At 63.9% G+C, this 17918-nt stretch carries 17 protein-coding genes; 11 read left to right on the top strand and 6 right to left on the bottom strand.

From position 1 onward, the window contains the following. Positions 1 to 6 precede the first annotated feature (6 nt). The 6 genes from AC07UC_RS09315 to AC07UC_RS09290 all read left to right on the top strand — a co-directional run bounded on the left by AC07UC_RS09315 (position 7) and on the right by AC07UC_RS09290 (position 4560). The gene (locus AC07UC_RS09315; protein ID WP_027031242.1) at positions 7 to 198 is read left to right on the top strand and encodes a twin transmembrane helix small protein; all 192 of its coding nucleotides are present in this window, start codon (positions 7 to 9) and stop codon (positions 196 to 198) included. 19 nt (positions 199 to 217) lie between these two features. After that, the gene (locus AC07UC_RS09310) at positions 218 to 799 is read left to right on the top strand and encodes a cob(I)yrinic acid a,c-diamide adenosyltransferase (protein ID WP_494905306.1); all 582 of its coding nucleotides are present in this window, start codon (positions 218 to 220) and stop codon (positions 797 to 799) included. Between the two features lie 31 nt (positions 800 to 830). Continuing rightward, positions 831 to 1631, top strand: coding sequence for a rhomboid family intramembrane serine protease (locus AC07UC_RS09305; protein WP_140772304.1), 801 nt, complete (start codon positions 831 to 833; stop codon positions 1629 to 1631). Positions 1632 to 1865: 234 nt separating this feature from the next. Continuing rightward, entirely contained in the window at positions 1866 to 2615 is a 750-nt protein-coding gene (locus AC07UC_RS09300) for an electron transfer flavoprotein subunit beta/FixA family protein (RefSeq protein WP_056576157.1), read from the top strand. Positions 2616 to 2635: 20 nt separating this feature from the next. Beyond that, complete coding sequence (locus AC07UC_RS09295) at positions 2636 to 3565, top strand: electron transfer flavoprotein subunit alpha/FixB family protein (protein WP_494905303.1); 930 nt, start codon at positions 2636 to 2638, stop codon at positions 3563 to 3565. Between the two features lie 116 nt (positions 3566 to 3681). Continuing rightward, on the top strand, positions 3682 to 4560 hold the full coding sequence (locus AC07UC_RS09290; RefSeq protein WP_013892834.1) for a 3-hydroxybutyryl-CoA dehydrogenase: 879 nt from the start codon (positions 3682 to 3684) through the stop codon (positions 4558 to 4560). A 143-nt stretch (positions 4561 to 4703) separates the two neighbouring features. On the opposite strand, the gene AC07UC_RS09285 is transcribed toward AC07UC_RS09290, so the two are convergent. The 3 genes from AC07UC_RS09285 to AC07UC_RS09275 form a co-directional block, all read right to left on the bottom strand. After that, positions 4704 to 6683, bottom strand: coding sequence for a PAS domain S-box protein (locus tag AC07UC_RS09285; protein ID WP_494905301.1), 1980 nt, complete (start codon positions 6681 to 6683; stop codon positions 4704 to 4706). Between the two features lie 162 nt (positions 6684 to 6845). Continuing rightward, on the bottom strand, positions 6846 to 7484 hold the full coding sequence (locus AC07UC_RS09280) for an NrsF family protein (RefSeq protein WP_140772309.1): 639 nt from the start codon (positions 7482 to 7484) through the stop codon (positions 6846 to 6848). A gap of 1 nt (position 7485) precedes the next feature. After that, positions 7486 to 8037: a sigma-70 family RNA polymerase sigma factor gene (locus AC07UC_RS09275; RefSeq protein ID WP_140772311.1), complete on the bottom strand. Its 552-nt coding sequence runs from the start codon at positions 8035 to 8037 to the stop codon at positions 7486 to 7488. Positions 8038 to 8482: 445 nt separating this feature from the next. Between AC07UC_RS09275 and AC07UC_RS09270 the strand changes: the two genes are divergently transcribed. From AC07UC_RS09270 to AC07UC_RS09250, 5 genes are all read left to right on the top strand, one after another. Further along, complete coding sequence (locus AC07UC_RS09270; RefSeq protein WP_494905298.1) at positions 8483 to 9529, top strand: hypothetical protein; 1047 nt, start codon at positions 8483 to 8485, stop codon at positions 9527 to 9529. A gap of 9 nt (positions 9530 to 9538) precedes the next feature. Further along, complete coding sequence (locus AC07UC_RS09265) at positions 9539 to 10891, top strand: hypothetical protein (protein WP_494905296.1); 1353 nt, start codon at positions 9539 to 9541, stop codon at positions 10889 to 10891. Between the two features lie 120 nt (positions 10892 to 11011). Further along, complete coding sequence (locus AC07UC_RS09260; protein ID WP_494905294.1) at positions 11012 to 12019, top strand: iron ABC transporter substrate-binding protein; 1008 nt, start codon at positions 11012 to 11014, stop codon at positions 12017 to 12019. Positions 12020 to 12193: 174 nt separating this feature from the next. Beyond that, a complete protein-coding gene (locus AC07UC_RS09255) occupies positions 12194 to 13774 on the top strand; it encodes an ABC transporter permease (protein ID WP_202325810.1) in 1581 nt (526 codons plus the stop codon). Further along, complete coding sequence (locus tag AC07UC_RS09250; RefSeq protein ID WP_494905292.1) at positions 13771 to 14853, top strand: ABC transporter ATP-binding protein; 1083 nt, start codon at positions 13771 to 13773, stop codon at positions 14851 to 14853. The genes AC07UC_RS09255 and AC07UC_RS09250 overlap by 4 nt, the downstream gene beginning before the upstream one ends. A 97-nt stretch (positions 14854 to 14950) precedes the next feature. Here the strand turns inward: AC07UC_RS09250 and AC07UC_RS09245 are convergent, their stop codons facing one another. Genes AC07UC_RS09245 through AC07UC_RS09235 form a run of 3 tightly spaced genes read right to left on the bottom strand, consistent with a single transcriptional unit; the run spans position 14951 to position 17867 of the window. Then, positions 14951 to 16048 (bottom strand): sn-glycerol-3-phosphate import ATP-binding protein UgpC, encoded by a 1098-nt coding sequence (locus AC07UC_RS09245; protein WP_494905290.1) that lies wholly within the window; start codon positions 16046 to 16048, stop codon positions 14951 to 14953. 12 nt (positions 16049 to 16060) lie between these two features. Next, on the bottom strand, positions 16061 to 16975 hold the full coding sequence (locus AC07UC_RS09240; protein WP_494905288.1) for an ABC transporter permease subunit: 915 nt from the start codon (positions 16973 to 16975) through the stop codon (positions 16061 to 16063). Positions 16976 to 16982: 7 nt separating this feature from the next. Further along, on the bottom strand, positions 16983 to 17867 hold the full coding sequence (locus AC07UC_RS09235) for a carbohydrate ABC transporter permease (protein ID WP_140772327.1): 885 nt from the start codon (positions 17865 to 17867) through the stop codon (positions 16983 to 16985). Between the last annotated feature and the right edge of the window lie 51 nt (positions 17868 to 17918).

Genomic DNA, 17918 nt, shown 5'->3' with positions numbered 1-17918 from the left:
GCAACAATGGCAACCGTCTTCAATATCCTCGCCATTCTGGTCATGGCCGCCGTGGTGATCGTGCTGATCCGGGGCCTCATCAACATGATGCGCGGCGGTTCCGGCGTTACCTCGAACAAGCTGATGCAGGCACGCGTGATGCTGCAGGCCGTGGCGCTGGTGCTGATCCTGCTGGCGGTGTATTTCACCCGCAAATGAGGACCGTTCGGGAGGCGATGTGGTCAAGCTCAACAAGATCTACACCCGCACCGGCGATGACGGCACGACAGGACTCGGTACTGGCGAGCGGCGGCTGAAATCCGACCTGCGGGTGGATGCCTACGGCACGGTCGACGAGGCCAATGCCTGCATCGGCATTGCCCGTGTCCACACGGCAGCGAACCACCCGGCGATCGATGCCATGCTTTCGCGCATCCAGAACGATCTGTTCGACCTCGGTGCCGACCTTGCCGTACCCGACGACGGCAAGCCGCTGGGCTATGAGCCTTTGCGGATCACGCCCGTGCAGACCGACAGGGTCGAGAAGGACATCGACCTCCTCAACAAGGATCTGCAGCCGCTCAAATCCTTCGTGCTCAACGGCGGCACGCCGGCCGCCGCTGCCCTGCATCTTGCCCGCACCGTGGCACGGCGGGCCGAACGGCTGATGGTGGCGCTGGCTCAGGATCCGGTCGAGCATGTCAACCGCGACGGGCTGAAATACATCAACCGCGTCTCGGACTTCCTGTTTGTCGCCGCCCGGGCGGTCAATGACAATGGAAATGCCGACGTGCTATGGGTTCCCGGCAAGAACCGCTGAACGGACCGAAAGCGGGAGGGGCCAGACACGCATGTTCATCCCGCTTTACGACACCAACAGGCTGCGCCACATCCGCCTGCAATATGTGACGATCGGCCTGATCGTGGTCAACGCGCTGGTCTATTGCGCCACCGCGCTCGGCGGGGAGAACTTCACCAACGCCGCCGTGCTTGGCCTCGGCTTCATCCCCTCGGTCGTCCATGACACGGCCGAACTCGACCCTCGCTTTGTGATCATCCCCGAAAGCCTGAGCTACCTCACCTATTCCTTCCTGCATGCCGACATCTTCCACCTTGGCGGCAACATGCTGTTCCTGTGGGTGTTCGGCGACAATGTCGAGGATGCCCTCGGCCACATCCGCTACCTCATCTTCTATCTCCTGTGCGCCGTCGCCGGCGCCGCCTTCCAGAGCTTCGTCGCCTGGGACTCGCAGGTGCCGCTGATCGGCGCCTCCGGCGCCATCGCCGGCGTGGTCGTCGCCTACCTGATCCTCTATCCCCGGGTGAAGGTCTGGGTGCTTGCCTTTGCCCGCATACCGCTGCGCATTCCGGCCTTCATCCCGCTGATCCTGTGGGTGCTGTTCCAGGTCTTCATGTTCGCCGCTGGTGGCGAGGATCAGATTTCCTGGGCCTGCCACATCGGCGGCATCATTGCAGGCGCGGTGCTGGTGCTTGTCCTGCGCAGCCGCGGCGTGCCGCTTTTTGCCGGCGCGGACGAGGACACCGTGGCTCCCACTCCCGACCAGCCGCCGGTCGCGGCTCAGCCAGCGGCGCCCGAACCGCCCGCCACCACGGCACGCTGGGGCCGGGGAAACCCTTCTGGCCCGAACTGAACCGATTTGAGCCGCTTTCAGCGTATTGACGTCAAGGGTTGCCCCAACTACGGAAACGTCTCCGTCCGAGCCCAAGGCTGTTAAGGAGCAGTCAAAGACGGGCAAAGACCAGAATTTCCATCCGGCCGGAATTCCGTCTGGCCGGAATTCAGTCAGGAATGTCGGCTTTCGACAACTCAGAAAGGGCGCAGGCTGTTATAGCGCGCCCAACTAGCGTGAAGAGGTGACAGGCAAATGAAGATCCTTGTGCCCGTGAAGCGGGTTGTGGATGCGAACGTCAAGGTTCGCGTGAAGGCTGATGGTTCGGCGGTTGAACTCGCCAACGTCAAGATGGCGATGAACCCGTTCGACGAGATCGCGGTGGAAGAGGCGATCCGGCTGAAGGAAGCCGGCAAGGCCGAGGAGATCATCGTCGTCTCGATCGGCCCGCAGCAGGCGCAGGAAACGCTCCGCACCGCGCTCGCCATGGGCGCCGACCGCGCCATCCTGGTCAAGACCGACGAGCAGACCGAGCCGCTCGGCGTCGCCAAGGTGCTGAAGGGCGTCGTCGAGGCCGAACAGCCCGGCCTCGTCATCCTCGGCAAGCAGGCGATCGACGACGATTCCAACCAGACCGGCCAGATGCTGGCGGCACTGCTCGGCTGGGCGCAAGGCACCTTCGCCTCCAAGCTCGTGCTCGACGGCGACAAGGCCAAGGTGACGCGCGAAGTCGATGGCGGCCTGCAGACGGTGGAACTGAAGATGCCGGCGATCGTCACCGCCGACCTTCGCCTCAACCAGCCGCGCTACGCCTCGCTGCCCAACATCATGAAGGCCAAGAAGAAGCAGCTCGACGAGAAATCGCCGGCCGACTACGGCGCCGACGTCAAGCCGCGCCTCAAGGTCATCAAAACCGAGGAGCCGGGCGGCCGCAAGGCAGGCGTCAAGGTCAAGAGCGTCGCCGAACTGGTCGACAAGCTGAAGAACGAAGCCGGCGTGCTCTGAGATCGGAAGGAACAGATAAAATGGCAATTCTCCTCATCGCGGAACACGACAACGCCACCCTTTCCGACCAGACCGCCAAGGCGCTGTCGGCGGCCCTGCAGATCGGTTCGGACGTGCATGTGCTGGTGGCCGGCAAGGGCGCCAAGGGCGCTGCCGACGCTGCCGCCAAATTGAAGGGCGTGAGCAAGGTGCTGCTCGCCGAAGCCGACGAACTCGCCGAGCGCCTCGCCGAACCGACGGCGGCCCTCGTCGTGTCGCTGGCTGACGGCTACGACACCATCATCGCGCCGGCGACCTCGTCGGGCAAGAACGTCGCGCCGCGCGTCGCGGCGCTGCTCGACGTCGCGCAGGTGTCCGAGATCATCGAAGTGGTCTCGCCCGACACCTTCAAGCGTCCGATCTACGCCGGCAACGCCATCCAGACGGTGCAGTCGACCGACGCCAAGCAGGTCATCACCGTGCGCACCGCCTCCTTCCAGGCGGCGCCCGAGGGCGGCTCCGCCGCTGTCGAGACCGTCAAGGCGGCCGCCAATCCAGGCCTGTCCTCCTTCGTCGAGAACAAGCTGTCGGAGACCGATCGTCCGGAACTGACCTCTGCCAAGATCATCATTTCGGGCGGCCGTGCTCTCGGCTCGTCGGAGAAGTTCCAGGAGGTCATCCTGCCGGTCGCCGACAAGCTCGGGGCCGCGGTCGGCGCGTCCCGCGCCGCCGTCGATGCCGGCTATGCGCCGAACGACTGGCAGGTCGGCCAGACCGGCAAGGTCGTCGCTCCCGATCTCTACATCGCGGTCGGCATCTCCGGCGCCATCCAGCACCTCGCCGGCATGAAGGATTCCAAGGTCATCGTCGCCATCAACAAGGACGAGGAGGCCCCGATCTTCCAGGTTGCCGACTACGGCCTCGTCGGCGACCTCTTCGTCATTCTGCCGGAGTTGCAGAAGGCGCTTTGACGCTCTCTGGCAAAGCGTATTAAATGCTTGGGGTGGGGTAGACGAAGTCGCCCCGCCCTTTTAGTTTGCACCGCACAAAAAGCAGGCTGCAAAGGCCTTTTGACGGGATCGGTGTAATGAGCAAGATCGAGACGATCGGCATCATCGGCGCGGGCCAGATGGGTGGGGGTATCGCCCATGTCTCCGCGCTTTCGGGCTACAAGGTGCTGATCTACGATATATCGCCCGACCGCATCGAGAAGGGCATCGCCACCATCAGCGGCAACATGGCCCGCCAGGTGGGCTCCGGCAAGCTCGACGAGAAGCTGCGCAACCAGGCAATGGCGCGCATTGCCTCGGCACCGGCGATGGCGGATCTCGCCGGCGCCGATCTGGTGATCGAGGCGGCAACCGAGGACGAGACCGTCAAGCGCAAGATCTACGCGCAGCTCTGTCCGCAGCTCAATCCCGAAGCCATACTGGCGACCAACACCTCGTCGATCTCGATCACCCGGCTTGCCGCGCAGACCGACCGGCCGGAGCGTTTCATCGGCATACATTTCATGAACCCGGTGCCGCTGATGAAGCTGGTCGAGCTGGTGCGCGGCATCGCCACCGAGGACCAGACCTTCGAGGCGGCGAAGACCTATGTGAAGCAGCTCGACAAGACGATCACGGTCTCGGAGGACTTCCCGGCCTTCATCGTCAACCGCATCCTGCTGCCGATGATCAACGAGGCGATCTACACGCTCTATGAGGGTGTCGGCTCGGTCGACGCCATCGACACCGCAATGCGGCTCGGCGCCAACCATCCGATGGGACCGCTGCAGCTGGCCGATTTCATCGGCCTCGACACCTGCCTGTCGATCATGCAGGTGCTGCATGACGGCCTGTCGGATTCGAAGTACCGCCCCTGCCCGCTGCTGGTCAAATATGTCGAGGCGGGCTGGCTCGGCCGCAAGACCGGGCGTGGCTTCTACGACTATCGCGGCGAGCATCCCGTTCCGACGCGCTAGAGCAATTCCAGGAAAAGTGTGAGCGGTTTTCCCGGGAAAGGCGCGTAGCGCTTTCCCTAGGGAATTGTGTCAAAACAAGGAGTTGGAGTGGTTCGCCGTTTCCTTGAAACGGTGAAGCGTTCTAACGTTTCCGCCGCCACCGCTCACGACGCCGCGGCGAGAGGCTTGGGCTCTTCTGACCCGTGGTCGGTGATACTGCCATCCGGCGCCACGCAGACGCATCCGCGGCCGGCGGCCTTGGCCGCATAGCAGGCGGCGTCGGCCCTTGCGATGATCTCATCGGCTTCGCCGCAATCGGGATTGATCGCCGCCAGCCCGATACTGGCGCCGATCGCGTGAGACCGGCCATCCCAGGTGAAGTTCAGGCCGGCTATCGCATCGATGATGGAGCGCGCCGCGATCCTGGCACCGGCGGTCGAACCCGATTTCAGGATGACGGCGAATTCGTCGCCGCCCAGGCGCGCGACGATGTCCTCGGGACCAAGCACGCCGCGCACGGCCTCGGCGACCCGCTTCAGCAAGGCGTCTCCGGCGGCGTGACCGCCCGTGTCGTTGACCAGCTTGAAATGGTCGAGGTCGATGAACATGAACTGATGGCCGCCCCCAGCCGTCGTGCCGTCCTTGCGTGACTGCTCGACCAGTTCCTCCATCGTCCGGATGAAGCTCGAGCGATTGGCAAGGCCGGTCAATGCGTCATGCGCCGCGGCGTGGGCAAGCTGACGCTGCAGCGCGCGCGCATCGGTGAAGTCCTGGAAGACGATGACCAGCCCGCAGAATTCGTTGCGCTCGTTCATGATTGGCGACACGACCTGGCGGATGCTGCAGCGTGTGTTGTCGCGGCGGACCAACACGGCGCGGCTGTTCTGGTCGGAGGGAGCCTCCCCGCCGATCGCCGGCCGCGTCACGCCGATCCTGTGCCCCGTCTCCTCGTCGACCGCCCAATAGACATGGCCGAGCGTCTTGCCGAGAGCCGCCTCGCCGGAAACGCCGGTCAGCTTCTCGGCAACCGGGTTCATGAAGGTGACGCGGTTCGCCGCATCGGTGCAGATGACGGCATCGCCGATCGACTGCAGCGTCACCCGCAGCCGCTCTTTCTCATCGGCCAGCATTGCCGCCGACACGGTCAGGCGCTCCTCGATCTCCTTGCGCCGGGTGATGTCGGTCAAGCTGCCGATGGCCCTGATCAGACGCCCTTCCTCGTCGCGCTCGATGGCCTTGCCGCGGTCGAGTATCCAGATCCAGCGGCCGTCCTTGTGGCGCATCCTGAACTCGGCTTCGAAGAATGGCGTCTTGCCGTCAAGGTGGGCACGATCCGCTTCGGCGACGGTCTCGCGGTCGTCGGGATGGATCATGGTCAGCCAGCGGTCGGGATCGCCATCAAGCTCACCCTCATCGAACCCCAGCATCTTGACCCAGGTCGAGGAATAGGTTGCGCCGCCCTTGCGCATGTCGAGGTCCCACACGCCCTGACCGGCGCCGGCGAGCGCGAAATTCCAGCGCGTCTCAGCCTCGGCGATGCGCGCCTCGGCCTGCTTGCGCGCATCGATGTCCTCGATCTGCGAGACGAGATAGAGCGGGCGACCGCTTTTCTCGTCACGAATGACGGAGCCGGCAAGATGCGCCCAGACCGGCGTGCCGTCCTTGCGCAGATAGCGCTTCTCGAAGTGAAACGCATGGGAAGTCCCTGCTTTCAGACGGTCCATCGTTTCGCGTCCGATCTGCAGATCGTCGGGATGCGTGATCTGGAAGAAGGTCAGCGCCTCGATCTCGTCGCGGCTGTAGCCAAGCATGGTGGCGAAGGCCGGATTGGTTTCGAGAATGCGCCCGTCAAGCCCGACAATGGCGATGCCGATCACCGAATCCTGCATGGCCCGGCGAAAGCGCTGCTCTCCCTCCGCCATCTGTCGTCGATCTTCAGAGATGCGACCGATGAAAAGGTAGGCGAAGAAAAGCGCGCAGACTGTCACAGCTACCGATACTTGAAGACAAAGTCTGAGCGCTTCCGCGCCAAGGTCCAGCCTGGACAGCACAAGCGAGACCGACACCACGCCAAAACCGGCCACAAGCAGCGCCAGCGCTGGATACTTGTAGGGTCCCGGCCCGATCATTCCTCGCAAAGTCACGATCCGTACCACCCCCGTGGGCAATCGCTTTTTTCCGTTAAAACCCTGAAGGATCGATTTTAAGGAAAGGTTGCCCCGGGGCACTGGCGACATGGACAACCGGCAAACAATTGCCGGCATGATTAAGGATCGGTATGCGCGAGGGAGGTCGCAGGTATCCTGCTACCAGCGCACGAAGAACCGCCCGCCAAGCGCGCCAAGCAAGGCCAGCACAGCGATCGCGATCGTGTACCAGGTGGCGACGAAAAGCGGCGAATCGTCGAAACAGTGCGCTGCGTAGAAGGTCGCCGCCAGTCCGCCGGCAAGCAGCCCCGCGACAGCGCCGGCAAGCACCGGCCGCGTCGGCGCGCCGTAGCGCAGCATCCACAGGAAGATCGCCAGCGGGCCAATGCCGATCAGCGGAATGAAGCTCATGCAGATCATCATGTTGGAACCGACCATGCGCGTGCCCCACAACGCCTCCGGCACCATGAAGAGCTCCAGAACCACCGCCACGACCACCAGCAGCGGCGCGGCCAACATCCCTGCCATCGCCCGACCTGTCGAGGCACCCGGCGTCGACAAAGCGCGGATCAGGGCGAAAGCGCTGACGGCCAGCACGATGGTGAAAACGAATTTCGACAGGAAGCGCATCGTATGTGCGGCCACCATGAAGTCGGGGCGCGGGCCGATCGTCAGCAGGAAAACGACGGCCGCGATGACAATGGCCGCACCGGCAGCCAGCCACCAGGCCGAGCGCAATGGCATCGCCTTGCTGCTTGCGTCGGCGTCGAGCGCCTTGATGAGATCCTCGGTCCTCATGTCATTCCCGCCCAAATCGCCCTTGCCCAAATCGCTTGGCTATGGCGGCAAGCCCGCGATGCAGCGACACACGCACCGCTGTCTCGCTGATGCCGAATTTCGTAGCCGTCTCGCCGATCGAGCGGCCCTCCACCGATACGGCCGAGACCACGGAACGCTGTGCCGGGGGCAACCCATCCAGGGCCCGGTTGATATCGCGCTCACTGACGGTTTCGGTTTCCGGCTCGGCGAAGGTCTCGGCGATATCGTCGACATCGATCTCGATGCGCCGACCGCGCCGCCGGAACGCGTCGATCAGCTTGAAGCGGGCGATCGCATAGACCCAGGGCAGGACCGGTGCGTCCTGTCGCCAGGTATGCCGTTTCACATGAATGGCCAGCAAGGTTTCCTGCACGACATCCTCGGGATCGACCCCGCCCTGCACGATCTTGCGCCTCACAAAACCGCGGACCAGCGCGGCAATCCGGTGGAGAAAGTCGGCATAGGCCTTTTCATCTCCCGCGATCGCGGCCCGCAACAGCCGGGAAAGCTCGGCCTCGTCCTTGCCGCTCACAAGAGTTCACTCCCCGATTTTCGCGCCTCGGCGCAGATTTGTTACGTGGCCGGCGAAATAATGTCCAAGCCAAACTACGGGCAAGTCACGAAAGTTTGCTCGGCAACCCGCGAAATTCCATGCGGCATTCCCAGGCTCCCGGTCGCCTTGGGTGAGAAACAGCGCGGTCAAACCCTTCGTTGACGCAACGTAAGCCCTACTATAGCGTGAAAAGATCGGAGGGAGGCCAAGATGGATTTCATAGAACGCATTTTTGGATTTTCTCCCGACAATGGCTCGGGAACTTTCGAAGGCAGCATTGTCATTGCGGTCATAGTCCTTATCGCCGCGATCTACTTCTATAGAAGACAGAGATCCCCGAAAAAGTAGCATTTTAGACAGCTGGCGGAGATACCTCCGCCAGAAGAGCATCGCCTTTGCGTCCTCTCAGCGTGGGAAGCACGATATGGCAGGATCTCTGGTCAACCACGTTCGAATTGCAGTCCTTTTGTTGTTCGCCGCCGATTTCTGGAAGCGTCTCGCGGCCGGACTTAAGGTGCTGTTTGCTACGATACGCGTGCTGCTTTGCCGCCTGGTCAAGGGTCAGCCGCTGCCGAAGCCGGCACAGAACGATTGCTGTATCCAGCTGCCGCCCGATATTTACAAACGCGCCGATCCGCTTCTCTACGCCCAATACTACCTTATGGCGCAGGGGCTCGCCGTTACCTGGGACAATCCCGATATCGACATTTTCGACGGCGCCGCACTGGTCACCGGGCCACTTCAGCCCGCCCATCGATATCGCGTCCGCGTTCGTGTCTGGAACGGGTCCTATGACGCCCCGGCGGTCGGAGTGGGGGTGGCGCTGTCCTATCTCTCCTTCGGCGCACAAACGGTTTCTCATCCGATAGCCAGCACTGCCGTCAATCTCGGCGCCAAGGGCACGATCGACTGCCCTGCCTATGCGGAGTTCAGTTGGACCACGCCGGCCATTGGCGGCCATTATTGCCTCCAGGCACAGCTCTCCTGGGGCGATGACGCCAACCCCAACAACAATCTTGGCCAGAAGAACGTCAACATCGCCCAGATCCAGTCTCCGGCAAAGTTCGCCTTCACCGTCCGCAACGAAGCTTCGGTCGCCCGCCGCTTCCAGATCGAGGCGGACTGCTACGGCCTGCCGAAACTGCGGCCATGTGTCCCGGAAGCGCCACACGGCCAAGACCGGGGCGACACGCCGTTGCCACGCCTGGCCGAGAGCAAGGCGCGCTGGGCGAGAGCCTTGGAAGAACAGGCCTATGGCCGGTTTCCAATCACGGACGACTGGTCGGTCAGGATCGTTCCGGACGCGCTTTCTCTGCAGCCGCGCCAGGAGGCCGAGGTTGCTGTCGAGATCGAACCGAAGGACGCCGCCTTCCGCGGCACGAAGACCTTCAACGTCCACGTCTTCACGATCGGCGAGAGCGGGTCGCGCACCATGACCGGCGGCGTCACGCTGACGGCGACGAAAGGCTGAGGCGCTCCGATGGCCTACAAGCACTATACGAGCTGCTTTCTCTATCCCGCCGGCGGCAAGCCCTACAATGAGGACGACCGGCTGGCCTTCCTCGCCGGCCAGGCGCTGCAGATCATCGTCATCACCGGGCTGGCGGCCGCCTTCGGCTTGCTGCTCGGGCCGGTCGGCGCGGCCCTTGCCGCAGCCATCGCGTTCCTCTCTTCGGCCACGGCAACGATCGACAAGGCCGCCGGGGAATGGCTCAACCATCGCCTGGTCTGCCTCGACAAGGACAATCCGAAATGCGCCGTCGGCATCGTGTCCTACAATCCGTTCCGCAGCGATCTCGGCGCCTTCGACAATGACCAGTATTTCGACGTCATCCTCATGCCGCATCCGACGGCCGAGATCCTCAACGCCGAAACCAACCAGGCGGCTCTTGCCGCCGCCAATCGCTATGATGCCAATGGCAATGTCGTGCCGGAATTTGCCGCCAAGGTCACTGCCCATCCAGCAAACGATATTCTCAATGACGGCTTCCAGGGCCACGAATTGCTGTTCCCACGCGATGACCTGAAGACGGATCTGGGCTATGCGCCCGCCGACGACCATGCACGCTGGGGCCTGCACTGCGAGGCCGAGGGCGACTTCTGGATCAAGATGCGCCAATGGGCGCCGGCCATCGTTATCCTGCTGACGGCTGCCCTGGTCGTGACCGCGGCCGCGGCCGCCGCCGGCGCAAGTGTCGGCGCGGCTGTCGGTTGCGCCATAGGATCGTTCTTCCTGGGTGCGCTGGGATGCGCCATCGGCTCGTTCCTCGGAGGATTGCTCGGAGGGGCCATTGGTGGCGCCATCGGCGGAGCGGCATCCTACTTCGGTGCAGTCAAACCGGTCCTGGATGGGCTGTTCAACTGGAACCCCGGCAATGTCGAGGACGCCAATGTCGGCGACAAGGCGCTCGGGCCCATCAGGATGGGCGATCATGTCGCCGTCCTTGGCGAGCATGTCTATGACGGCTACCACAAGGGGTGGCATGAATTCCATCCGCTGATGGCGGTGGTCAAGTTCGATGCCGCGGCCGGTGTCGACGCAACGCACTATCTTCAATGGAATCCGGACTTTCCCGACACGGGCGCGGTCCCGCCCAAGCCTCCGGGCGAGGCCACGGACCTCACCGCTCAGGATATGCGCGACGGACTCGGCAGCGCGGCGTTCAAGACACGCTGTGAGAATTTGCGCAGAACCTGGTGCGCCATGCTGAATGACGCGTTCGATCCCGAGACCAGGCGGACACAGCAGGGACTGGACCAGCGCTGGACGATTCATCCCATGATCGACGGCTGTATCCCGGAGCCACGGCCACCCGGGCCACATATCGGGTGAGATGTCGTCATCGATGCCGCGAAGCGCAAAACGGTGATGAACGGAATTCAATCTTGACTAGTGCATTCATGAATTGATACTCGGTCGCATCCGCAGCGCGGACAACCCGAGGAGTAGCTTATGAAATCCCCCCTTCTTGCCCTTGCCGGTGTCGCCGCATTTGCAATCAGCCTGACTGCCGGTCCGGCGATGGCCGAGGATACAGGCATCATCGTCTACAACGCCCAGCATGAAAGCCTGGCCAAGGAATGGGCCGAAGGTTTCACCAAGGAAACCGGCATCAAGGTCACGTTGCGCAATGGCGGCGACAGCGACTTCTCCAACCAGATCGTCGCCGAGGGTGCCGCCTCGCCCGCCGACGTGTTCCTCACCGAAAACTCGCCAGCCATGGCGCTGGTGGAGAGCGCCGGCCTGTTCGCGCCGGTCGACGCCGACACGCTGGGCCAGGTGCCGCAGGACTATCAGGCGAGCAGCGGCAAATGGGTGGGCGTGGCCGCGCGCAGCACCGTCTTTGCCTACAACACCACCAAGCTCAAGGCCGACCAGTTGCCCAAGTCGCTGCTCGATCTTGCCGACCCGAGCTGGAAGGGCCGCTGGGCGGCCTCGCCCTCGGGCGCCGATTTCCAGGCCATCGTCAGTGCGCTGCTGCAGCTCAAGGGTGAGGCCGCCACGGCGGACTGGCTGAAGGCGATGAAGGAGAACTTCACTGCCTACAAGGGTAACAGCACCGTGATGAAGGCGGTCAACGCCGGCGAGATCGACGGCGGCGTGATCTACCACTATTACTACTTTGGCGATCAGGCCAAGACCGGCGAGAACAGCAAGAACGTCGCGCTGCACTATTTCAAGAACCAGGATCCGGGCGCTTTCGTCTCGGTCTCCGGTGGCGGCGTGCTCGCCTCGAGCAAGCATCCGAAGGAAGCCCAGGCTTTCCTGAAGTGGGTGACGGCCAAGGGCGGCCAGGAAGTGCTGAAGAACGGAACCTCCTTCGAATACGCGGTCGGCAAGGGCGCCGAATCCAATCCTAAGCTGGTGCCGCTGGCCGATCTGCAGGCGCCGAAGGTCGACGCCGCGACGCTGAACTCCAAGAAGGTCACCGACCTGATGACGGCAGCCGGCTTGCTTTAGTTGCTGTTCGTCCTAATAAGGACAAACCGACCGAGCTCCCGCGGGAATTCGCCTTCCGCGGGAGCGTTTTGTTTTCGAGATGGCATTCGTCGATGACGACACGCTGCGTTCCTGACCGCGATCATAGCCCCTTTATTGCCGCCACCGCGCCGCAACCGTGGGGTGTCTGAGCTGATGCAGCCCGCGGTCGATCTCGCGCGCGCTGGCTTGCCGCCGACGATGCGCCGAAAGGCGCGAAGGCGGGTGGCACCCTGGCTTGTCACCGCCGCTGTTTTCGTCTCGCTGCTCTCCCTTCTGCCGCTCGCCTTCATCATCTGGACCGCGGTGCAGACGGGCTGGGAAACCGTTTCGGCGCTGGTCTTCCGGCCGCGCGTCGGCGAACTGTTGGTCAACACCACCCTGCTGGTCCTGCTGGCCGTGCCGATCGCCATCGTGCTGTCCGTCGCGCTGGCCTGGCTGACCGAGCGCAGCGACCTGCCTGGCGCCAGGCTTTGGGCCTGGCTGTGCGTGGCGCCGCTCGCCATTCCGGCTTTCGTGCACTCCTATGCCTGGATCACCATGGTGCCCGGTCTGCACGGCCTGTGGGCCGGCGTGCTGGTGTCCGTGATCGCCTATTTCCCCTTCCTGTATCTGCCCGTATCGGCGGCGCTGCGCCGCCTCGACCCTGCCTTGGAGGACGCGGCCTCAGCCCTTGGCCTTGGGCCCTGGCGCGTGTTCTGGCGTGTCGTGGTGCCGCAACTCAGGCTCGCCATCTGCGGCGGCTCGCTGCTGGTCGGACTGCATCTGCTGGCCGAATATGGCCTCTACGTCTTCATCCGCTTCGATACCTTCACCACGGCGATCGTCGACCAGTTCCAGTCGACCTTCAACGGACCGGCCGCCAACATGCTGGCCGGCGTCCTGGTGACCTGCTGCTTCGTGCTTCTGGGCCTCGAAGTGCTGGTGCGCGGAGAAGAGCGCTACGCCCGCGTCGGCTCCGGCGCGGCGCGCTACCAGCAACGCACGAGCCTCGGCCGCGCCACCATCCCGAGCCTGGCCTTGCTTGCCGTCACCACGCTGCTGGCGCTTGGCGTGCCGTTCGTGACCATCGGCCGCTGGCTCATCGCCGGCGGCGCCGAGGTCTGGCGTCTCGATGAGATCGGCCTGGCGCTCGGCCAGACGCTGTTCCTGTCGATTGCCGGGGCCTTGCTTGCCACCGTCGCCGCCATGCCGATGGCCTGGATCTCGATCCGCGCGCCGGGACCGTTGCAGCGCCTGCTGGAGGGTTGCAACTACATCGTCGGCTCGCTACCGGGTGTCGTCATCGCGCTGGCGCTGGTTACCATCACCGTGCGTATCGCCCTGCCGCTCTATCAGACGCTGTTCACCATCCTGGTCGCCTATGCCCTCATGTTCCTGCCGCGTGCCCTGGTCAGCCTGCGCGCCTCGATCGCCCAGGCCCCGGTCGAGCTCGAGCGCGCCGCGTCCAGCCTCGGCAGGCCGCCGCTCAACGCGCTGTGGTCGACGACCATCCGCCTGTCGGCGCCCGGTGCCGCGGCCGGCATGGCGCTGGTGGCGCTCGGCATCATGAACGAACTGACCGCGACCCAGATGCTGGCGCCAAACGGCACCCGCACGCTGGCGATGGCGTTCTGGTCCTACAGCGGCGAGATCGATTACGCCTCGGCGGCACCTTACGCCTTCATCATGGTGGCGATGTCTCTGCCGCTGACATGGCTGCTCTATGTCCAGTCGAAACGGATGGCGGGACGATGAGCTTTCTCGAAATCAGTGGCCTGAAAAAGCATTACGGCCCGGTCGCGGCCCTTGCCGGCATCGACCTCAATGTCGCCAGCGGCAGCCGGACCGCGATCGTCGGCCCGTCCGGCTGCGGCAAGACGACCTTGCTGCGGCTGATCGCGGGCTTCGAGGCGCCGGACCAGGGCCGTATCATGCTCGACGGCAAGGTGCTGGCCAATGGCGGCGGCGCTGTCCCGGCACATCGCCGCGGCATCGGCGTGGTGGCACAGGACGGCGCCCTGTTCCCGCATCTGACCATATCGGACAATATCGGTTTCGGCATGGACCGGGGCGAGGACAAGCGCGCCGAGCGCATCGTCGAGCTCGCTTATATCGTGGGGCTGGACAAGGCGATCCTCAAGCGCCGCCCGCACGAACTCTCAGGCGGCCAGCAGCAGCGCGTGGCGCTGGCCCGCGCCATGGCGATGAAGCCGCGGCTGATGCTGCTCGACGAGCCGTTCTCGGCACTCGACACCGGCCTGCGCGCCTCGATGCGCAAGGCGGTGGCCGAGCTTCTGGAGGCGGCCGGCATCACCACCATCCTGGTGACGCACGACCAGGCGGAGGCGCTGTCCTTCGCCAGCCAGGTGGCAGTGATGCGTGATGGCATATTCTCGCAGGTCGGCACGCCGCGCGATCTCTACCTCAAGCCGAAGGACCGGATGATCGCGGAGTTCCTCGGCGATGCCATCATCCTGCCGGCGAGCATCTCGGGCGGCTTCGCCAGCTCGCCGCTGGGCCGCATCGCCGTCGACACGTCGGACAGCCGCGATGTCGCCCGCATCATGCTGCGGCCGGAGCAGATCGGGCTGAAACGGACGTCGCGCGAAGGCATGTCAGGCACGCCGGACATGTTGTTCGGCGAGGTGACGGACTCGGAATTCGCCGGCGCGACATGCACGATCTCGGTGCGTCTCCTGAACAACGCCGATCCGCCGGACGCCGCCGCGATAGGCAACACGCCGCTGATCCTGCGCAAATCGGGCATGGACGCGCCGGCGGTCGGTGAGATCGTGCGGCTCACCGTGTCGGGAAAGGCACATGTGTTCGCTTGAACGACGACGGCACCGCCGGCGCATAGGCAGTTCAGGCGGCGATGCGTTCGCCGGTATCGGCTGAACAGATCGGCCACTGCTCAAGGAAGCCTGAAAATCAGAGCGCCGGCTCGGGCACGGACGCCTTGAAGACATCGAGGCGGCTTCCCGTCTCGGACGAGAAGAAATGCATGTCCTCGGGCAAGATCTTCAAGCCGACGGCACTGCCGGGCTCGGGGTGGACCGCCTCCGACGTCATCACCGAAAACGGCGCGCCGTCGAGATCGACATAGATCACCCGCCCCGCGCCCAGTTCCTCGACCAGGTCGACGGTGGCGTCGAGCGCGCCGGCCGTGCCCGGTGCAACCAGCCGGACGGACTCCGGCCGGATGCCCATCGCAACCTTCGTGCCGACCGGCAGCCCGGCGCGAGCGATCGCCAGGCGCCGGCCGCCGAGCAGCGACAGCCCGTCGAGTTCGACCGTGCCTTCCAGAATGTTCATCGCCGGCGCGCCGACAAAGGTGGCGACGAAGCGGCTGGCCGGGCGGGTGTAGATTTCACCGGGTGTGCCGACCTGTTCGACGCGTCCGCCATTCATCACCACCAGCCGGTCGGCGAGCGTCATCGCCTCGACCTGGTCGTGGGTGACGAAGACGGAAGTGGCATTCAGGCGGCGATGCAGCTTGCGGATTTCCGAACGCATCTGCACGCGCAGCTTGGCGTCGAGATTGGACAGCGGTTCGTCGAACAGGAACACCTTCGGTTCGCGGATCATCGCGCGGCCCATGGCGACGCGCTGACGCTGGCCGCCGGAAAGCGCCATCGGCTTGCGGTCGAGCAGATGTTCAAGCTCCAAAGTGCGGGCGACCGCCTGGATCCGCTGCGTGCGCTCGGCCGAGGGCACGCCGGCGACCTTGAGCGAATAGCCGATGTTCTGGGCGACGCTCATATGCGGATAGAGCGCGTAGTTCTGGAACACCATGGCGCAGCCGCGCTCGCGTGGCTCCAGCTTGTTGACGACAGTGCCGTCGATCGCGATCTCGCCATCGGAGATCTCTTCCAGGCCGGCGATCATGCGCAGCAGCGTGGACTTGCCGCAGCCGGACGGTCCGAGGATCACGACGAATTCGCCCGAGGCGAAGTCGAGGTCGACACCGTGCACGACCTGCGTCTTGGCGTAGTTCTTCTTGACGCCGCGTATTGCGATGGAGGCCATTCTTGTCTCCTCTTATTTCTCGGTGGCGATCAGACCGCGCACGAACCAGCGCTGCATCAGCACCACGACGATCAGCGGCGGCAGCATGACGATCAGCGTCCCGGCCATGGCGAAGTTCCATTCCGGAATGCCGCCGACATTGGGGATCAGTTGCTTGAGCTCGGTGACCGCCGTCGCGTGCGACTGGTCGGTGGTGATGAGCAGCGGCCACAGATACTGGTTCCAGGCCCACAGGAACATGATGGTGCCAAGTGCCGCCATGTTGTTGCGCGACAGCGGCAGCAGGATATCGATGAAGAACCGCAGCGCCCCGGCGCCGTCCATGCGCGCCGCCTCTGTCAGCTCATCCGGCACCGTCAGGAAGAACTGCCGGTAGAGAAACGTGCCGGTGGCCGTGGCGATCAGCGGCATGATCAGCCCGGTATAGGAATTGAGCAGCCCGAGGCTGAGCGAGACCTGCACGCCCGACACCTTCTCGATCAGCCAGCTCAGGCCGGTCACGTCCAGAATGGCCTGATAGGGCGACAGCACATTGGCAACGACCGCGTAGGTCGGCACGATGCGTACCTCCAGCGGCAGCATCAACGTCACGAAGATCAGCCAGAAGATGAAGGTGCGCCCGGGATAGCGGAAGTAGACGATCGAGAAGGCGGTGAGCGCCGAGATGATCACTTTGCCGGCGGCGACACCCGCCGCCATGATGAAGCTGTTGAGCAGCTTGGGGCCGAGGTCCGCGGTCGTCCAAGCGGTCTTGATATTGACCCAGAAGTCGCTGCCCGGCAGCAGCGACATCGGCACATCGTTGACATCCCGGAGATTGTGCGACGCGGCGATCGCAACGACCGCGAACGGCGCGATGCAGAATACGAAGCCAATGAACAGGATCAGGTGCGTGAAGAAATTGAGGAACGGAGTGCGCTCGACCATGGCGATCTCACCTGTAATGCACGCGCCGCTCGATGAAGCGGAACTGGAAGATGGTGAGCACGATGATGAGCAGCATCAGGATGATGCTCTGCGCGGCGGCGCCCGAATAATCGAGGCCTTTGAAGCCGTCTGAATAGATCTTGTAGACCATCAGATTGGTGGCGTTCGCCGGGCCGCCTGCTGTCATGATGTCGACGATGCCGAACGAATCCTGGAAGCTCTCGGTGATGTTGATGACCAGTAGGAAGAAGATCGTCGGCGTGATCAGCGGGAACTGGATGTCCCGGAAACGCCTGATGACACCGGAACCGTCCATCGCGGCGGCCTCGATCAGCGAGCGTGGGATGGCCTGGAACGCGGCAAGGAAGAAGATGAAGTTGTAGCCGACATATTTCCACGAGAAGGCGACGATGATCGAAGCCATGGCGTCGGCGCCGTCGAGGCCGGGATCCCAGAAGCCGGGCCAGACCCGGTTGACCACGGCCATGAAGCCGGCTTCCGGCGCCAGGATGAAGCGGAACGCCATCGCCAGCGCCGGCGCGGCGATGCCATAGGGCCAGATCAGCACCACGCGATAGAGACGCGAGCCGGCGAGTTGCCGATCGGTCAGGGCCGCGAGCACCAGCGCGATGAACATCGCAAGCCCGGTGCTGATCCCGGCAAAAACCAGGCTGGCGGTGATGGAGTTCCAGTAATCGGCGTTGGACAGGATCGAACGGAAATTGTCGAGCCCGACCCAGATGTTGCCGCCGCCCCAGGGTTGCTGCAGCGTCAGCGACCAGTAAACGGCCTGGCCGGCGGGCCAATAAAAGAACGTGAAGATCAGGAGGAGCTGCGGCACCGCGAAAAGGATGCCGATCGTCCATTTGCCGAAAGTGACGCGTTTTTCCATCGATCCGCCGATGCCGTTGAACCGCCAGTCCGCTTTCTCGGCGGAAGACTA

Source organism: Mesorhizobium sp. GW821-FHT04C10 (assembly GCF_059420305.1).
This window is presented reverse-complemented; position numbering and strand designations above follow the sequence as displayed.

Coding starts and splice junctions, on each gene's coding strand:
- AC07UC_RS09315 (WP_027031242.1), top strand. CDS start 7: ATGGCAACCGTCTTCAATATCCTCGCCATTCTGGTCATGGCCGCCGTG.
- AC07UC_RS09305 (WP_140772304.1), top strand. CDS start 831: ATGTTCATCCCGCTTTACGACACCAACAGGCTGCGCCACATCCGCCTG.
- AC07UC_RS09300 (WP_056576157.1), top strand. CDS start 1,866: ATGAAGATCCTTGTGCCCGTGAAGCGGGTTGTGGATGCGAACGTCAAG.
- AC07UC_RS09295 (WP_494905303.1), top strand. CDS start 2,636: ATGGCAATTCTCCTCATCGCGGAACACGACAACGCCACCCTTTCCGAC.
- AC07UC_RS09290 (WP_013892834.1), top strand. CDS start 3,682: ATGAGCAAGATCGAGACGATCGGCATCATCGGCGCGGGCCAGATGGGT.
- AC07UC_RS09280 (WP_140772309.1), bottom strand. CDS start 7,484: ATGAGGACCGAGGATCTCATCAAGGCGCTCGACGCCGACGCAAGCAGC.
- AC07UC_RS09270 (WP_494905298.1), top strand. CDS start 8,483: ATGGCAGGATCTCTGGTCAACCACGTTCGAATTGCAGTCCTTTTGTTG.
- AC07UC_RS09265 (WP_494905296.1), top strand. CDS start 9,539: ATGGCCTACAAGCACTATACGAGCTGCTTTCTCTATCCCGCCGGCGGC.
- AC07UC_RS09260 (WP_494905294.1), top strand. CDS start 11,012: ATGAAATCCCCCCTTCTTGCCCTTGCCGGTGTCGCCGCATTTGCAATC.
- AC07UC_RS09255 (WP_202325810.1), top strand. CDS start 12,194: ATGCAGCCCGCGGTCGATCTCGCGCGCGCTGGCTTGCCGCCGACGATG.
- AC07UC_RS09250 (WP_494905292.1), top strand. CDS start 13,771: ATGAGCTTTCTCGAAATCAGTGGCCTGAAAAAGCATTACGGCCCGGTC.
- AC07UC_RS09245 (WP_494905290.1), bottom strand. CDS start 16,048: ATGGCCTCCATCGCAATACGCGGCGTCAAGAAGAACTACGCCAAGACG.
- AC07UC_RS09240 (WP_494905288.1), bottom strand. CDS start 16,975: ATGGTCGAGCGCACTCCGTTCCTCAATTTCTTCACGCACCTGATCCTG.
- AC07UC_RS09235 (WP_140772327.1), bottom strand. CDS start 17,867: ATGGAAAAACGCGTCACTTTCGGCAAATGGACGATCGGCATCCTTTTC.